We start from the raw sequence: 16,372 nt of genomic DNA on the forward strand, positions 1-16,372 counted from the left end.
TCTGATGGGAGTGGCGTTCTCTGCTGTGGAAGACTGGCAGGCATGTCAGCACCGTCACTTCGCGCCCGGGTCCGCTCCGAGATGACCGAGGAGATCAAGGCCGTGGCCCGCCGGCGGCTGGCGGCCGACGGGGCCAACCTGTCGCTGCGCGGGGTGGCCAGGGACATGGGAATCGTTGCGTCGGCGCTCTACCGGTACTTCCCGAGCAGGGACGACCTGCTGACCGCGCTGATCACGGAGGCGTACGAGGCGCTTGCCGCCGCCGCGGGGGAGGCCGACGCCCGGCTGCCGAGGGCGGACGCCCGCGGGCGGTGGCTGGCCGTGGCGCACGCCGTACGGGACTGGGCACTGGCAAACCCGGCCGAGTACGGCCTGCTCTACGGCACTCCGGTGCCCGGGTACGCCGCGCCGCAGGACACCAGCGCGCCGGCCATGGCCGTGGTCCTCCTGCTGGCCGCGACGGCGGTCGAGGCGGCGCAGCAGCGGCCCGGCGCCCTCCCGCAGTTCACTCCACTACCCGATGCGGTCCGGGCTGACCTGCGCAGTCTGATCGACCAGCAGCCCGGCGACATCCCCGAGGACCTGCTGGGCCGCGTGTTCGCGGGCTGGGTCCAGCTGTTCGGGCTGGTCAGTTTCGAGGTGTTCGGCCGCACCGACGCGGTCATCGAGGCCCGCCGGGAGTACTTCGACCACCAGATGGGCCTGATGGCCGACCTGGCAGGGCTGCCTGCTGACGCCCGTTAGCTGCCGCTGCCGCTGCTGGCGCCGCCTCCGAGCTCCTCGGTGAGCAGGGTCAGCGGGGCGTGGGTGCGCAGCGTGCCGAGGCGGGAGTGCTGGGCGGGGGTGGCGAGTTCGGCGCGGTAGCGGTCGGCGAACTCGGCGGCGCGGGCCTCGGGGGCCTCGTCCGTGCGGCCCGCGGCTCAGCCGAGCAGGTGGGTGTTGACCTCGCGGGCGGCCGCCGCCAGTTCGGGCAGCTCGACCACCTCGATGCCGGCCGCGGCCAGCAGTCCGAGGCCCTCGCAGCCCGTGACGAAGAGGTCCGGCTCCCGCCAGGCCACCACCACCCGGGGGATCCCGGCGGCGATGATCAGCCGGGCGCACGGCACTGGACGGGAGGCGCGCCGGCTGCACGGTTCGAGCGAGCTGTAGATCGTCGCCATACGCAGCCGGGGGTCACCGGCGGGCAGCTTGGCCAGCGCGGCCTCCTCGGCATGGCTGAGCGGGTCGCTCTCGCGGCTGTAGCCCTCGCTGAGCACCTCGCCGTCGGCGCCGACGATCACCGCGCCGACCGAGAACGCGGTCGCGGAGTCCGGGCAGTGCTTGGAGAGCTCGATGGCGCGGGCGAGCAGGGCCAGGTCGGTCGCGGTGGCGGTCATGAGGCGGCTTCCTTCGGGGCGTACCGGAGCAGGACGACATCCCCGACCGTACGGGCTTCCAGCAGCCGCAGCCGCCGGGTGCTCCCGCCGGGGAAGTCGGCCGGGTTGACGAAGCGGGGCGCGGCGGCCTGGCCGACCAGCAGCGGCGCGACCACCAGCTGCAGCTCGTCGGCCAGCCCCTCGGCCAGGAACTGGGTGTGCACCGACCCGCCGCCCTCCACCATCAGCCGCCGCACGCCGCGCCGGCCCAGGTCGTCCAGCAGGGCGCCGAGCCCGACCCGCTCGCCGAGGCCGACCACGTCCGCCAATCCGTCCAGCGCGGCGCGCAGGGCGGGCGCGGCGGCGTCGGTGGTGTAGCCGACCTTGGCGCCGCCGGTGTGCCAGAACCGCAGATCGGCCGGGAGGTCGCCGCTCGCACTGAGGGTCACCTTGAGCGGGTACTCCGGCTCCCCGGCGGCCGTCCGGGTGGCCCGCCGGGCCGGGTCGTTGACCAGCAGGCGGGGGTTGTCCCGGCGCAGCGTGGTGGAGCCGACCAGGATGGCGTCGCAGCCGGCCCGCAGCTCGTCGACCCGGTCGAAGTCGGCGGCGTTGGAGAGCAGCAGCCGCTCGGGAGTGGCGTCGTCGAGGTAGCCGTCGATCGACATCGCCGCGCTCAGCAGCACGTATGGGCGCTTGGTGGCCATCGGTCGGTCCGTTCAGTCGGGGCTGCCTACCGTACGACCTGACCGCCGGTCGGGGCGCTGATCGTCTCACTTTACGAGACATATCTTCTTGCCAGCTGAGACGATGGCTAAGCTCAAACGTGACGTCGAGGGGCTGTCGAGCCTTTGAGGAGAGCTGTCATGACGGAACATCAGGCGGTCTACACCCATGGCCACAAGGACGCCGTGCTGCGCTCGCACCGCAGCCGGACGGCGGCCAACTCCGCCGCCTACCTGCTGGCCGAGCTGCGCCCGGGCGACACCGTGCTGGACGTCGGCTGCGGCCCCGGCACGATCACCGCGGACCTGGCCGAACTGGTGGGCCCCGGTGGCCGGGTGGTCGCGGTGGACACCTCGCCGGACGTGCTGCGGCAGGCCGCCGAGTACGTCGCGTCGCGCGGGATCGGCCATGTGGAGTTCGCCGTCGCCGACGTGGGCGCGCTGCCGTACGCGGCGGGCGAGTTCGACGTCGTCCACGCCCACCAGGTGCTGCAGCACGTCGGCGACCCGGTGGCGGCGCTGCGCGAGATGCGCCGCGTCAGCGCGCCGGGCGGCCTGGTGGCGGCCCGTGACGCCGACTATGCGGCGATGGCCTGGTACCCGCAACTGCCCGAGCTGGACGAGTGGTTGGCCATGTACCAGGGCTCCGCCCGGGCCAACGGCGGCGAGCCGGACGCCGGACGGCGGCTGCTGGCCTGGGCGCGGGCGGCCGGCTTCACCGAGGTGAGCGCGTCCTCCTCCAGCTGGACGTACGCGACGGCGGGCGAGCGGCTGTGGTGGGGCGGGCTGTGGGCGGACCGGGTGGTCGACTCGGGCCTGGCCGAGACTGCGCTGGCGCAGGGGGTGGCGGACGAGGCGGGCCTGGCACGGATCGCCGACGGCTGGCGGCGCTGGGCGGTGGACCCCGACGGCTGGTTCGCGCTGCTGCACGGGGAGATCCTGGCCCGCGGCTGAACGGGGGCGACGGGGTCGGCTAGAGTCGCGGCTTCATCGAACTGGTGCACGTGTATGCGGGGGGCGTCATGACGGCAGCGGGCGGCGACGGGGGTACCGAAGGCACGGAAGGCGCGGAGGAGGCGGTGGTCGCCCCGCCACCGGTCGACCCCTGGGCCCCGCCCTCGGCCCTGTCGCACCCCACCCCTCAGGCGGCCGCGCCCTACCCGGCCGCGCCGCCGTACCCCGCGCCCCCGTACGCGGGCAGCCCGTACCCCACCGGCCCGTATCCCACCGGCCCGTACCCGCCGCCCAACGGCCCGTACTCGCCCGGCCCGTACGGTGCCTGGTCCGGCCTCCCGGCACCGCGGCCGTCCGTCAACGGCTTCGCCATCGCCTCCCTGGTCACCGCGCTGGCCTGCTTCCTCTGGCCGCTGGCCCTCGGCTTCGGCATCACCGGCCTGGTCCAGATCCCGCGCCGCCACCAGCGCGGCACCGGCCTGGCGGTCAGCGGCATGGTGCTGTCGGTGCTGGGCCTGTTCGCGACCATCGGCGTGGTGGCCGGCGGCCTCCACTCCGGCAGCCCGTTCCAGGCGTTCGGCGGCACCTCCCCGGTGAGCCTGCAGCTGGGCCAGTGCTTCAACCGCGCCTCGTCGCAGGTCGACGTCGTCTCCTGCGACCTGCCGCACGACGGCGAGGTGGTCGGCGGCACCCAGCTGGAGGACAGCGACTACCCGAGCCAGGCCCAGCGCGAGCAGGAGGTCGGCCAGACGTGCGTCCAGCTGGCCGGCGACTACGCGATGGACAACTGGGCCATCCCCAGCGCGGTGCTGGTGCACTACTTCTACCCGCAGCAGGGCGACTGGGCGGCCGGCGAACGCCGGGTCAGCTGCTTCCTGACCGAGCCGGACCAGAAGCTGACCGGCTCGCTGCGCAAGGACAGCAGCAACACCACCTCCGCCCAGTACGCCTACCTGTGGGCGATGGACGCGATCGACGAGCAGGCCGGCAAGCGGCCGTCCGGCTCGGTGGCCGACGATCCGGCGAGCTTCCGCAGCTGGGCGACGGCCATGGCCACCACGGTGGAGTCGGAGACGAACGCACTGGCCGGGGACACCTGGGATCCGGGGGCCATGGAAGCGATCGCCGCGCAGATCGCCGAGCTGAAGCTGCGGATCCCGGCGCTGCGCGCGGCCGGCGCCAGCACCGACACCAACGAGCTCATCGCCCAGCTCGCGGAGGCCGACCAGCACCGGGCCTACGACCAGCAGAAGGCCGTCCGCCAGTTGCTCCAGCTCTCCACCGACGAGTCCTGGGCGACCGGTCCGGACCCGTCCGGCGACTCTTCGCAGAGCGTCTGACGCACCGTCGCCGGGCCCGGTCGGCCACCGCCGACCGACCCTTCGGTGCGTGTTCAAAGAATCCCGGACGGGAAGGACCCCGCTAGCACCTTGCGCTGGGGCGATAGCCGGTCCACCCTTGCGATAGTCGTACGTGAGGTGTCCACGTCGGTATCATCCGACCGGACCGGGGCGGGCGGGGGCAGCGGTACGACTGACGGGTGGGGACCGGTGCGGGCGAGGCACCGTCAGCGCCCGCCGTGACAAACCAGCGGGGCAGGGGCATCGGGCGGAACCTCGATCGACCTTCGGCTCCCTCGGCTTACGCGCTGTTAACCGGGCCACCAGCTGCCTAACAGCACGGAAACCTCGTCCGCACGCCCCGTTAGCGGGCCGCTCCTAGCCTCGGCACAGGGCGGCCGGCGCTGTGCCCGGCCCGACTCGACCCCCACCGAGCCGGGCCGGGCACCGCGCGTCCGAGCGGCGGGCGATTCGCTACGCTCCGGACCATGACGACCGACTCCGCCTCCTCCCCTTGGTGCGTCATGCGCCAGGACGACAACGGCAACCGCTTCCTGGTCGCCCGCGGACTGACCCGCGAGGCCGCCGAGGCGCTGGCCGCCGAGTTCGAGGCGCGCGGTCACAAGCAGCTGTACTGGGTGACGGCCGAAACGTCCTAGGGTCGACCCATGGAAGCCATCGAGAACCGGATCGTCGTCGGCGGAGCACTGATCCACCAGGGGCGGGTGCTGGCCGCGCGGCGCAGTGCGCCGGCCGAGGTGGCCGGGCGGTGGGAGTTCCCCGGCGGCAAGGCCGAGCCCGGTGAGAGCGAGCCGCAGGCACTGGAGCGCGAGCTGCACGAGGAGCTGGGCGTCCGGGCGCGTGCGCTGCGGCGGCTGGCGGGGGAGTGGACGGTCCGGCCCGGTCTGCTGCTGCGGATCTGGGCGGCCGAGCTGCTCGCCGGCGATCCGCAGCCGCTGGAGGACCACTCCGAGCTGCGCTGGCTGGGCCCGGACGAGCTGTCGGTGGTGGACTGGCTGGAGCACGACCGCGAGGTGCTGCCCGAAGTGGCCCGGCTGCTCGCCACAGCAACCACTCCATGGGTAGGCCAATCGGAAAAGATGACCCAGACGCCGGGATAGTCAAGGTTTCAGCTGGGTATGTCACATTTCGGCATGGTTCGTCACGCTTGGTGAGTCACGCCCATCGCGCCTCGGCAACCGGCCGCGGCGCGCAGCCTGAGAGCCGGAGGCCCGTCGGTGACGAGTACGGGTAGCGGCGGGGGAGCGCGGCGCACCGGTGGTGCCGCGGCCCGGGCCAGGCTGCGGGCCCGCGGCCCGGCCAGGAACGCCGTGCGCGGCCCCGCCGCGGCCCTGCGTCCCGCTGACCGGTTGGGTCCCGCTGACCGGCTGGGGGGCCCCCGCGCCCGCCCCGCCGCCGCCTCGGCCCCCGGCGGTCCGAGGATCCTCCCGGGCGGCGAGCTGCCGGCCCCCGCCGTCCCCACCCTGCGCAGCTCCCCGGGTGAGCCGTTCCCCGGCAGCGCCGCCGCCGAGGGCCCGGGCGACCACACCCAGGGCAGCCTCTTCGACGTTGTCAAGGTCGCCATCGCGATGCTCGACACCTCCGGCCGCGTGGTGCTGTGGAGTCCGGCCGCCGAGGAGCTGCTCGGCTGGCCGAGCGAGCTGCTGGTGGGCCGCCGGATCGAGGAGCTGCTGGTGGACGAGCAGCTGGTGCTCGCCACCCGCGAGGCCTTCCGGGTCGCCCTGAGCACCGGCGGCTGGAAGGGCCTGACCCAACTGCGCCACCGCGACGGCGACAAGGTCCCGGTCGAGGCCAGGATCTCGCTCCTGGTGGACGGCGACGGCACGCCGTTCCTGCTGGTCGCCCTCGCCGAGGCCCGCTCGCTGCAGTCCGTCGAGCGCGACCTGGCCGTGCGGGACGCGCTCTTCGAGCAGTCGCCGCTGGGCATCGCGGTGCTGGACACCGAGCTGCGCTACACCGCCGTCAACCAGACGCTGGCCGACATGAACGGCGTCGCCCCCGAGGAGCACCTCGGGCGCACCACCGGCGAGACCCTCCCCGAGCGGGGCGCCGACGAGATCAGCGCGATCCAGCGCGAGGTGCTGGCGTCCGGCGAGCCGGTCATCGACGTCACGCTCGCCGCGCCGGCGACCGCCCCGGTCGGCGGCTACCGCTCGGTCTCCTACAGCCGGCTCACCGACCGGGCCGGCAAGGTGCTGGGCATCTCGGGCACGGTGATGGACGTCACCGACCGCTACCGCGCGGTGGCCAAGGTCGAGCACGCCCGGCGCCGGCTCGCCCTGTTGAACGACTTCGGCTCCCGGGTCGGCGACCTGCTGGACGCCTCGCGGATCGCCCAGGAGCTGGCCGGCGCGGTGGTCCCCAAGCTGGCCGACTTCGCGGCCGCGATCCTGCTGCAGGCGGTCGCCCACGGCGACGACCTGCCGCGGCACGGCCACGACCGCAGGACCTCGCTGCTGCAACTGGGCGTGGCCGCCGTGCAGGACGGTGAGGAGGTCGAGGTGATGCTCCGCCGGGGAGCCAGGATCACCTTCGCCGAGGAGTCCTGCTACGGCCGGGTGCTGCGTACCGGCCTGCCCGAAGTGCTCTCCGGCGCCGACGGGTTGGAGGACGCCACCTACCCCGGCGACCCCAAGGTCCGGGCGGCGCAGGAGCTCGGCACGCACTCGGTGCTGGTGGTCCCGCTGCGTGCCCGGGGCCTGGTGATCGGCCTGCTGGTGCTCAGCCGGGCGGGCCGCCGGGAGGCCTTCGACCGGGACGACCTGGCCTTCTCGGTCGAGCTGGCCGACCGGGCCGGCAGCTCGCTGGACAACGCCCGGCTCTACGCCCGCGAGCGCACCGCGGCGCTGACCCTGCAGCGCACGCTGCTGCCGCAGCAGGTCCCGCAGCCCACCGGCGTCGAGGTGGCCTACCGCTACGTCCCCGGCAGCAGCGGCACCGAGGTGGGCGGCGACTGGTTCGACGTCATCCCGCTGCCCGGCGAGCGCACCGCGCTGGTGGTCGGCGACGTGATGGGCCACGGCCTGCGGGCCGCCGCCACGATGGGCCGGCTGCGCACCGCGGTCCGGGTGCTGGCCGCGCTGGACCTGCCGCCGGACGTGCTGCTGCGGCATGTCCACGAGCTGACCGACGACCTCGCCCAGGGGCCGGACGAGGCGCTGCTCGCCACCTGCGTCTACGCCGTCTACGACCCGGCCACCGCGCGCCTGGTGGTGGCCAAGGCGGGCCATATCCCGCCGGTCCTGGTGGTGCCGCCGATCACCGGCCCCGCGCGCCGCGGCAGCCCGCTGCACGGCGGTCAGGGGCAGGTGCTCGACCTGCCCTCGGGTGCGCCGCTGGGGGTCGGCGGCGTCCCGTTCGAATCGGTCGAGCTGCAGATTCCCGAGGGCAGCATTCTGGCGCTCTGCACCGACGGCCTGGTGGAGTCCCGGGACAAGGACCTGGACGTGGGCCTGGGCAGGTTGCAGGCGGTGCTGGAGAAGCCGTACGTGTCCATCCAGCACGCGTGTGAGGCGGTGCTGGACACCATCATGGAGCAGGGCCGCGAGCCGGACGACGTCGCGCTGCTGCTGGCCCGGCTCGGGAGGGGTGAGGAGGGGGCGCGCACGGTCGGCTGGACGCTCCCGGCGGAACCCACCGCGGTTTCGCGCGCCCGCCGGCTGGTCCGCGGCGCGCTCCAGGAGTGGGCGGTCGAGGAACTGACCGACGTCGCCGAGCTGCTGGTCAGCGAGCTGGTCACCAACTCCGTCCGGTATGCCAGCGCCCCGATCGGGGTACGGCTGACGCTCAGCGGCAGCCTGCTGGTGGAGATCTCGGACCCGCTGCCCGACCCGCCGCGCGAGCGGCACGCCGCCGAGGCCGACGAGGGCGGCCGGGGTCTTGAGCTGGTGGGCCGGCTGGCACTGCGCTGGGGCACCCGGGCCGAGGGAATGGGCAAAGTGGTCTGGTTCGAGCAGGAATTGCCGGGGAAGGAACCGAACCAGTAATGATCCGCACGGATTGATCGCACGGATCATCGATAATGGAGATCCTGTCCATGACAAACTTGGGGTGGGCGTACGGGAGCGGACCAGGGGCGCGAGGATGGCAGGGGGGTAGCGCGCGCTGGGGAACAAAATCCTTCCCCCGATTTGATGTTGTGATGTTGTGGGCGTGTGCGGGTGCCTCCGGATGATGAATACTCGGTCTTCTCGACATCCGGATGGGCGCGGGTTGGAGGGGTCGGTCCTTGAACAGCATGCCGGCGCGGGAAGCGCTGACTGGCGGTGGCCATGCCGCCGTACCCGGGCAACCGGGGACACCGGTCGGCGGTCCTGTGCCCTCGCCTCCTGAGCCGGACTCCGGCCGCTGGGGCCACAGTGATCCGGGCTCGATCTACGAGTACATCCGGGTCGCCACCTTCGCGATCGGCGCGGACGGCCGGATCAGCCAGTGGAGCGAGCGCGCGGCGGACTTCTTCGCGCTGCCCGCCGCCGAGGCGGTCGGCGCAGACCCGGTGACCACCCTCGTCCCGCGCGAGCTCTGGCGGCGCGGGCGCGACCGGCTGGAGCGCGCGCTGGCCGGCGAGGAGTGGATCGGCACCGCCCCCTACCGGGACCGCGGCGGCGCCGAGGGCCTCGCCGAGGTCTACCTGATGCCCGCCAGCACCGAAGCCGACCAGGGCGGCACCGCCGCCGGCGCGCTCTGTCTCGCGGTCGACCTCGGCAAGCTGCGCCGCATCGAGACCGACCTGGCCGCCTCCGAGGCCGTCTTCGGCCAGACCCCCAGCGGCTTCTTCCTCTTCGACCAGCAGCTCAAGCTGCAGCGGGTCAACCGCTCCTTCGCCGAGGCGGTCGGCGTCGAGCCCGAGGGCCTGACCGGCCTGACCGCCTACGACCTGTTCTCGACCACCGAGGCGGACCGCCTGCAGGCCGCCCTGCGCCAGGTGCTGGCCAGCGGCGACCCGGTGGTCGACCTGCGGTTCAGCGGTGCGGTGCCGACCCGCGGCGGCAACCGCCGCTGGGCGATCTCGCTCTACCGGCTGACCGGCCCGGGCGAGCGCTCGATGGGCGTGGCCGGCCAGGTGCACGACGTCACCAGCCGGCACGTCGCCGAGCGCGAGGCGGCGGGCGTGCGGCGCAACCTGGCGCTGGTCAACGAGGCCAGCGCGCACATCGGCTCCACCCTCGACCTGGAGACCACCGCCAAGGAGCTGCTGGACGTGGTCGTCCCGCAGTTCTGCGACCTGGCCACCGTCGACCTGTACTCGGCGCTGCTCTCCGGCGAGAGCGGACCCTCGCTCACCGGCGCCGGCGGCGGCCCGTACGACGGCAGCGGCGAGCTGCGCCGGGTGGCCGTCTCCAGCGTGGTCGGCGACGCCTCCTCGGTGCTCGGCGGCGACCCGGCGTCCGGCGCCGCGCCGCTGCCCACCGCCGAGCCCGGCGGCACGCTCTGCTACCCCCCGCGCTCCCCGCACGCCCGCGCCCTGCGCACCGGCCGCAGCGCCATCCCCGAGCCCGGCCCCGACCCGCTGCTGCGCAGCACGCTGGTGGTGCCGCTGGTGGCCCGCAACGTGGTGCTCGGCCTGGTCCAGCTCTCCCGCGCGATCGGCAGCGAGCCCTTCGACGCCAGGGACGTCGCGATCGCCGAGGAGATCGCCGCCCGGGCCGCCGTCTGCGTGGACAACGCCCGGCTCTACCGGCGCGAGCACGAGCGCGCGCTGATCCTGCAGCGCAGCCTGCTGCCCCCGGGCAACCCGGAGGCCAGCGGCCTGGAGATCGCCTGCCGCTACCGCCCCAGCAACAACAACACCGAGGTGGGCGGCGACTGGTTCGACGTCATCGCGCTGCCCGGCAACCGCACCGCGCTGGTGATCGGCGACGTGATGGGCCGCGGCCTGCGCGCCGCCGTGGCGATGGGTCAGTTGCGCACGGCGGTACGGACGTTGGCGATGCTCGACCTGGATCCGGTCGAGGTGCTGACCGCCCTGGACGAGATCGCCCGTGGCCTGGGCGACCCGGGACCGGCCGACGAGGACGCCGTCGAGGTCTACCTGGCGACCTGCGTGTACGCCGTCTATGACGCGGTCACCCGGCGCTGCGTCTTCGCCAACGCCGGCCACCTGCCGCCGGTGCTGCTCAGCCCCGGCGAGGACGCCCGGATGCTGCACGTCCCGCCCGGCCTGCCGCTGGGCGTCGGCGGCGAGCCCTTCGAGGAGGTCGAGCTGACGCTGCCCGACGGCGCCCTGCTCGGCCTCTACACCGACGGCCTGGTGGAGTCCCGCAAGCACCAGCTGGACGAGGGCCTGCTGGCCTTCCGCACCGCCCTGCAGAACGGCTCGCCCGGTCTGGAGCTGCTCTGCGACCAGGTGCTCAGCGAGTTGGACCCGCACCACGGCGAGGACGACATCGCCCTGCTGATGGCCCGGGTCCGGGCCATCCCGGAGGACGCGGTCGGCGACTGGCGGCTGCCGCCGGAGCCCACCTCGGTGGCCAAGGCCCGCGAACTGGCCTGCGGCTGGCTGCTGGTACGCGGTATGGACGAGCAGGTGGACACCACCGAGCTGCTGGTCAGCGAGCTGGTGACGAACGCGCTGCGGCACGGCCGCGGCGACATCCGGCTGCGGCTGCTGCGCGATGCCAACCTGGTCTGCGAGGTCTGGGACGACGGCTATGCCCAGCCCCGCCAGCGCCGCGCCCAGGAGACCGACGAGGGCGGCCGCGGCCTGCAACTCGTCAGCCTGCTGGCGGAGCGCTGGGGGAGCCGGCGGACCCCGCACGGCAAGATCGTCTGGTTCGAGCTCGGCGTCTAACTCCTCGGCCGCAGGCCGATCTTCGAGCCCAGCCAGACCAGCGGGTCGTACCTGCGGTCGGCGACCCGCTCCTTCAGCGGGATCAGGGCGTTGTCGGTGATCCTGATGTGCTCGGGGCAGACCTCGGTGCAGCACTTGGTGATGTTGCAGTAGCCCAGGCCGTGCACCTCCTGGGCCTCGGCCCTGCGGTCCAGGCCGACCTCGGCGGCGGCGTCCAGCGGGTGCATGTCCAGCTCGGCGACCCGCATCAGGAAGCGCGGCCCGGCGAACGCCGCCTTGTTCTCCTCGTGGTCGCGCACCGCGTGGCAGGTGTCCTGGCAGAGGAAGCACTCGATGCACTTGCGGAACTCCTGCGAGCGGTTCACGTCCTCCTGCCGCATCCGGTACTCGCCGGGCTTCAGCTCCGCCGGTGGTACGAAGGACGGCACCTCGCGCGCCTTGGCGTAGTTGAACGAGACGTCGGTGACCAGGTCGCGGATGGACGGGAAGGCCCGCAGCGGGGTGAGGACCACCGGTTCACCCTCCGGCAGCGTGGACATCCGGGTCATGCAGAGCAGCCGCGGCCGCCCGTTGATCTCGGCGCTGCACGAACCGCACTTGCCCGCCTTGCAGTTCCAGCGCACCGCCAGGTCCGGCGCCTGGGTGGCCTGCAGCCGGTGCACCAGGTCGAGCACCACCTCGCCCTCGTTGACCTCCACCCGGTAGCTGGCGAAACCGCCCTGGCCGCCCTCGCCGCGCCAGACCCGGAACTCTGTCTCATAGCTCATCGGCCAGCTCCTCAGGGGTGAAGTACTTCGCCAGTTCGGTGCGGTCGAACAGCGCCAGCAGGTCCGCGCGCACCGGCGGGTTCTCCTGCCGCCGCACCTGGATCCCGTCGCCCTCGACGCCGCAGACCAGGTTGACCCGCCGCCAGTCCCGGTCCATGCCCGGCCAGTCCTCCCGGGTGTGGCCGCCCCGGCTCTCCCGGCGCAGCAGGCCCGCGCGCGCCACGCACTCCGAGGCCAGCAGCATGTTGCGCAGGTCGAGCGCCAGGTGCCAGCCCGGGTTGAACTGCCGGTGCCCCTCCACCGAGACCTGCGCGGCCCGGCGGCGCAGCACCGCGAGCCGGTCCAGCGCCTGCTTCATCTCGCCGGCCCGCCGGATGATGCCGACCAGGTCGTTCATGGTCTGCTGGAGCTCCTGGTGCAGCGTGTACGGGTTCTCCGTCCCCTCGCCGAAGGGCGCGAGCGCCTCGGCGGCCGCCTCGTCCAGCTGGGCCTGGTGCACGGCCGGGCGCTCGGTCAGCGCGGCGGCGTAGCGGGCCGCGTGCAGCCCGGCCCGGCGGCCGAAGACCAGCAGGTCGGAGAGCGAGTTGCCGCCCAGCCGGTTGGAGCCGTGCATCCCGCCGGCCACCTCACCGGCCGCGTACAGGCCGGGCACGGCCGGGCTGGCCGCGGTGTCCGGGTCCACCTCGACGCCGCCCATCACGTAGTGGCAGGTCGGGCCGACCTCCATCGGCTCGCGGGTGATGTCGACATCCGCCAGTTCCTTGAACTGGTGGTGCATCGAGGGCAGCCGGCGGATGATCTCCTCGGCCGGCAGCCGGCTGGAGACGTCCAGGAAGACCCCGCCGTGCGGGGTGCCGCGCCCGGCCTTGACCTCGGAGTTGATCGCCCGGGCCACCTCGTCGCGCGGCAGCAGCTCGGGTGGGCGGCGGTTGCGGTCGGGGTCGGCGTACCAGCGGTCCGCCTCCTCCTCGCTCTGCGCGTACTGGCCCTTGAAGACCTCGGGGATGTAGTCGAACATGAAGCGCCGGTTCTCGCTGTTGCGCAGCACCCCGCCGTCCCCGCGCACCGACTCGGTGACCAGGATCCCCTTCACCGAGGGCGGCCAGACCATGCCGGTGGGGTGGAACTGGACGAACTCCATGTTCAGCAGGTTCGCGCCGGCCAGCAGCGCCAGCGCGTGGCCGTCGCCGGTGTATTCCCAGGAGTTGGACGTCACCTTGAACGACTTCCCGATCCCGCCGGTGGCGAGCACCACGGCGGGCGCGGCGATGGTGAAGAACTGCCCGCTCTCCCGCACGTATCCGAAGACCCCGGACACCCTGTCGCCGTCCTTGAGCACCCTGGTGACGGTGTACTCCTGGAGGACCTTCAGGCGGGCCTCGTAGTCGCCGGTCTCCTTGAAGTCCTCCTGCTGGAGCGAGACCACCTTCTGCTGGAGGGTGCGGATCAGCTCCAGGCCGGTCCGGTCGCCGACGTGCGCGAGCCGCGGGTACTCGTGCCCGCCGAAGTTGCGCTGCGAGATCCGGCCGTCCGCCGTGCGGTCGAAGAGCGCGCCCCAGGTCTCCAACTCCCAGACCCGGTCCGGCGCTTCGGTGGCGTGCAGCTCGGCCATCCGCCAGTGGTTGAGGAACTTGCCGCCGCGCATGGTGTCGCGGAAGTGCACCTGCCAGGTGTCGCCGCTGTTCACATTGCCCATCGCCGCGGCGATCCCACCCTCGGCCATCACCGTGTGGGCCTTGCCGAAGAGCGACTTGCAGATCACCGCGACCCGCATGCCCTGCTCGCGCGCTTCGATCGCCGCCCGCAACCCGGCCCCGCCCGCGCCGACCACCACCACGTCGTAGCTGTCCATGCAGGCTCCCCTCAGAAGAATTTCGGGTCGCTGAAGACGCCCGACGAGACCAGGTAGACGTACAGGTCGGCCAGTCCGACCGAGCCCAGCGACAACCAGGCCAACTGCATGTGGCGGGCGTTCAGCCGCCCGACGAACTGCCAGGCGCGGTAGCGCACCGGGTGCTTGGAGAAGTGCTTGAGCCGACCGCCGACGATGTGCCGGCAGGAGTGGCAGGAGAGCGTGTACGCCCAGATCAGCGCGACGTTGACGACCAGCACCACGGTGCCGAGCCCGGCGTGCCCCCACGCCCCGGCGGCGTTGCGGAAACCGAGCGCCGCGTCGTACGTGAGGATCAGGGCGACCGGGATGGCCAGGTAGAAGAAGTACCGGTGCAGGTTCTGCAGGATCAACGGGAACCTGGTCTCGCCGGTGTACTTGGCGTGCGGCTCGGCCACCGCGCAGGCCGGCGGCGAGGACCAGAACGCCCGGTAGTAGGCCTTGCGGTAGTAGTAGCAGGTCAGTCGGAAGCCGAGCGGGAAGACCAGCACCAGCAGCGCGGGCGAGAGCCGCCACCAGTTGCCGACCACCGCCCAGTCGGCGCCGCCGCGCATCACGGCGCAGTTCGCCGCCAGGCAGGGGGAGTAGAACGGTGAGACATAGGGCGCCGCGTAGTAGTGGGCGCCTTCGAAGGCCCGCCAGGTCGAGTAGGCGATGAAGGCCAGCAGCCCGGCCGCCGTCGCGAACTGTGGCAGCCACCAGCGGTCGGTACGGAGAGTTCGTTCCGGGATCGCTAAGGTCATCCTGCGAGTGTGACCTTGATCACAAATCTCCGGAAGGCTTCTGACAGGATTCGCTCAGCCAACCGGGTGCCCGCCTGTCGTGTCGTCAGCCGCCCCGCCAGGCCCTGGAGTTCAGTGGATTCCATGACCACCTCCCGGTTCCTGCGGCGCGCTCTGGCCGCCGCCGTGGTCCTCGGCGCACTGGCGGGCTGCTCCGCACCGCCGCCGCCACCGCCCCGGCCCGTGCCGCTGCCCGCCGCCTCCGATCTCACCCCCGGGGAGCGCTCGGCGGTCGGCGACGGCGGCACGCTGCGCTGGGCGGTGGACGCCGTGCCCGACTCGCTGGACGTCTACCAGCCCGCCGCCACCGCCGACACCGCGCTGATCGCGCACGCCCTGCTGCCCTCCCTCTTCCGCCCGGACGACCGGGGCCGGCCCACCGCCGACCCGGACTACCTGGCGGGCGCCGAGGCGAGCGACCGGACGGTCACCTACCGGCTCAACCCGCGGGCCGTCTGGAGCGACGGTCGGCCGCTCACGGCCGCCGACTTCACCGCCCAGTGGACCGCTCTGCGCGCCACCCACCCCGGCTACGCGGCCATCTCGGCGATCGCCCCCGGCGCCGACCCGCACCAGGTCACGGTCACCTTCAAGCAGCCGTACGCCCCGTGGCGCGCCCTCTTCAGCCCGCTCTACCCCGCCGCCGGCCTGCCCGTCACGGGTGGCCCGCTGGCCCTGCGCTCGCTGGACGCCAAGGGTGGCAAGGCCTCACTGGTGCGCAATCCGAACTGGTGGGGCGATGCGGTGAAAGTCGACGGGATCGACTTCCTGGCCACGCCGAACCGCTTGGACGCCCTCGACCAGGGCGCCGTGGACGTCGCCGCGCTGCAGAGCACGGTGGACGCCTCCGACCAGGCGCTGCGGCGGGCCGAGGCGCTCCCGGGCCTGAGCCTGCACCGCGCGCCCGCGCCGGCCTTCACCCAGCTGACCCTGAACGGCGCCCGCGGCCCGCTCGCCGCACCCGCCGTCCGCCGCGCGGTGGCCGCCGCCATCGACCGCCGTACGGTCGCCGAGGCCGCCCTCGCCCCGCTCGGCCTGCCGGTCACCCCACTCGGCAACCACCTGCTGATGGCCGACCAGGACGGCTACCAGGACGACAGCGGCGCGCTCGCCCCCACCGCCCGCAACCTGGACCTCGACCTCACCCTGCTGATCCCGGCCGGCTCGGCGATCGCCCGCCGTGCCGCGGACGCCCTGGTGGCCCAGCTGGCCCCGGCCGGGATCACCGTGCACCCGCAGGCCGTCCCGGCCGACGGCTTCGTCCGCGACCACCTGGTCGACGGCGACTGGGACCTCGCGCTCTTCTCCTGGCCCGCCACCGCCTTCCCCGCCGCCGACGCCCGCCCGCTCTACGCCAAACCGCGCCCCGGAGCGGACGGCCGGCTGATGGCCGGCACGAATTTCGGCGGATCCGGCACGGATGAGATCGACCAGCTGTTCGATCGGGCCGCCGCCGAGCCCGATCCCGCCGCGCAGACCGCGCTGCTGCGCCAACTGGACGTCCGGATCTGGCAACTGGGCCACTCGGTGCCGCTCTACCAGCGGCCGGATCTGGTCGCCGTGCGCGACGGCGTGGCCGGTGCGGGGGCCTTCGGCTTCGCCTGGCCGCGCTATCAGGACCTGGGTTTCCTGCGTCGGCAGTAGCTGTGAGCTGCCCGAATCTGCCCGTCTGGCCCGAGCCACGTACCATAGGACAAGCCGTGGCATGACTGCCCGGCGGGTGGACCGGTAAGGGAATGGGCGACCGCAG

Annotated in this window: 11 protein-coding genes and 1 pseudogene; 8 read left to right on the forward strand and 4 right to left on the reverse strand. The window is 73.3% G+C overall.

Translation table 11 applies throughout. The features are described 5' to 3' along the window. Nucleotides 1–42: 42 nt before the first annotated feature. Nucleotides 43–744, forward strand: a complete 702-nt coding sequence (locus P3T34_RS24290; RefSeq protein ID WP_280668159.1) for a TetR/AcrR family transcriptional regulator — start codon at nucleotides 43–45, stop codon at nucleotides 742–744. A gap of 176 nt (nucleotides 745–920) precedes the next feature. Here P3T34_RS24290 and P3T34_RS24295 read toward each other — a convergent pair. Continuing rightward, nucleotides 921–2,059: pseudogene (locus tag P3T34_RS24295) on the reverse strand (dihydrofolate reductase family protein). A gap of 159 nt (nucleotides 2,060–2,218) precedes the next feature. Between P3T34_RS24295 and P3T34_RS24300 the strand changes: the two are divergent. From P3T34_RS24300 to P3T34_RS24325, 6 genes are all read left to right on the forward strand, one after another. After that, nucleotides 2,219–3,031, forward strand: coding sequence for a methyltransferase domain-containing protein (locus tag P3T34_RS24300; protein WP_280668160.1), 813 nt, complete (start codon nucleotides 2,219–2,221; stop codon nucleotides 3,029–3,031). Nucleotides 3,032–3,099: 68 nt separating this feature from the next. Next, nucleotides 3,100–4,371, forward strand: a complete 1,272-nt coding sequence (locus tag P3T34_RS24305) for a DUF4190 domain-containing protein (RefSeq protein WP_280668161.1) — start codon at nucleotides 3,100–3,102, stop codon at nucleotides 4,369–4,371. A gap of 488 nt (nucleotides 4,372–4,859) precedes the next feature. Next, nucleotides 4,860–5,030: an SPOR domain-containing protein gene (locus P3T34_RS24310; RefSeq protein ID WP_280668162.1), complete on the forward strand. Its 171-nt coding sequence runs from the start codon at nucleotides 4,860–4,862 to the stop codon at nucleotides 5,028–5,030. A 9-nt stretch (nucleotides 5,031–5,039) separates the two neighbouring features. Next, nucleotides 5,040–5,492, forward strand: coding sequence for a (deoxy)nucleoside triphosphate pyrophosphohydrolase (locus P3T34_RS24315; RefSeq protein ID WP_280668163.1), 453 nt, complete (start codon nucleotides 5,040–5,042; stop codon nucleotides 5,490–5,492). Between the two features lie 117 nt (nucleotides 5,493–5,609). Beyond that, a complete protein-coding gene (locus P3T34_RS24320; RefSeq protein WP_280668164.1) occupies nucleotides 5,610–8,378 on the forward strand; it encodes a SpoIIE family protein phosphatase in 2,769 nt (922 codons plus the stop codon). A gap of 329 nt (nucleotides 8,379–8,707) precedes the next feature. Next, nucleotides 8,708–11,182, forward strand: coding sequence for a SpoIIE family protein phosphatase (locus tag P3T34_RS24325; RefSeq protein WP_280668165.1), 2,475 nt, complete (start codon nucleotides 8,708–8,710; stop codon nucleotides 11,180–11,182). Here the strand turns inward: P3T34_RS24325 and P3T34_RS24330 are convergent. From P3T34_RS24330 to P3T34_RS24340, 3 genes are read right to left on the reverse strand one after another with little or no spacing between them, the layout of a single operon-like run. Beyond that, nucleotides 11,179–11,949 carry a succinate dehydrogenase/fumarate reductase iron-sulfur subunit gene (locus P3T34_RS24330; RefSeq protein WP_280668166.1) on the reverse strand — a complete coding sequence of 257 codons (771 nt, stop codon included), beginning with the start codon at nucleotides 11,947–11,949 and terminating at the stop codon, nucleotides 11,179–11,181. The two genes, P3T34_RS24325 and P3T34_RS24330, sit on opposite strands and share 4 nt — an antisense overlap. Continuing rightward, complete coding sequence (locus P3T34_RS24335) at nucleotides 11,939–13,801, reverse strand: fumarate reductase/succinate dehydrogenase flavoprotein subunit (RefSeq protein ID WP_280668167.1); 1,863 nt, start codon at nucleotides 13,799–13,801, stop codon at nucleotides 11,939–11,941. The genes P3T34_RS24330 and P3T34_RS24335 overlap by 11 nt, the downstream gene beginning before the upstream one ends. Before the next feature lie 11 nt (nucleotides 13,802–13,812). After that, nucleotides 13,813–14,583 (reverse strand): hypothetical protein, encoded by a 771-nt coding sequence (locus P3T34_RS24340; protein ID WP_280668168.1) that lies wholly within the window; start codon nucleotides 14,581–14,583, stop codon nucleotides 13,813–13,815. A gap of 123 nt (nucleotides 14,584–14,706) precedes the next feature. Between P3T34_RS24340 and P3T34_RS24345 the strand changes: the two genes are divergently transcribed. After that, entirely contained in the window at nucleotides 14,707–16,266 is a 1,560-nt protein-coding gene (locus P3T34_RS24345; RefSeq protein ID WP_280668169.1) for an ABC transporter family substrate-binding protein, read from the forward strand. Nucleotides 16,267–16,372 lie beyond the last annotated feature (106 nt).

This window comes from Kitasatospora sp. MAP12-44, from assembly GCF_029892095.1.
In the GTDB taxonomy this organism is placed as follows: Bacteria; Actinomycetota; Actinomycetes; order Streptomycetales; family Streptomycetaceae; genus Kitasatospora.

Coding starts and splice junctions, on each gene's coding strand:
- P3T34_RS24290 (WP_280668159.1), top strand. CDS start 43: ATGTCAGCACCGTCACTTCGCGCCCGGGTCCGCTCCGAGATGACCGAG.
- P3T34_RS24300 (WP_280668160.1), top strand. CDS start 2,219: ATGACGGAACATCAGGCGGTCTACACCCATGGCCACAAGGACGCCGTG.
- P3T34_RS24305 (WP_280668161.1), top strand. CDS start 3,100: ATGACGGCAGCGGGCGGCGACGGGGGTACCGAAGGCACGGAAGGCGCG.
- P3T34_RS24310 (WP_280668162.1), top strand. CDS start 4,860: ATGACGACCGACTCCGCCTCCTCCCCTTGGTGCGTCATGCGCCAGGAC.
- P3T34_RS24315 (WP_280668163.1), top strand. CDS start 5,040: ATGGAAGCCATCGAGAACCGGATCGTCGTCGGCGGAGCACTGATCCAC.
- P3T34_RS24330 (WP_280668166.1), bottom strand. CDS start 11,949: ATGAGCTATGAGACAGAGTTCCGGGTCTGGCGCGGCGAGGGCGGCCAG.
- P3T34_RS24335 (WP_280668167.1), bottom strand. CDS start 13,801: ATGGACAGCTACGACGTGGTGGTGGTCGGCGCGGGCGGGGCCGGGTTG.
- P3T34_RS24340 (WP_280668168.1), bottom strand. CDS start 14,583: ATGACCTTAGCGATCCCGGAACGAACTCTCCGTACCGACCGCTGGTGG.
- P3T34_RS24345 (WP_280668169.1), top strand. CDS start 14,707: ATGACCACCTCCCGGTTCCTGCGGCGCGCTCTGGCCGCCGCCGTGGTC.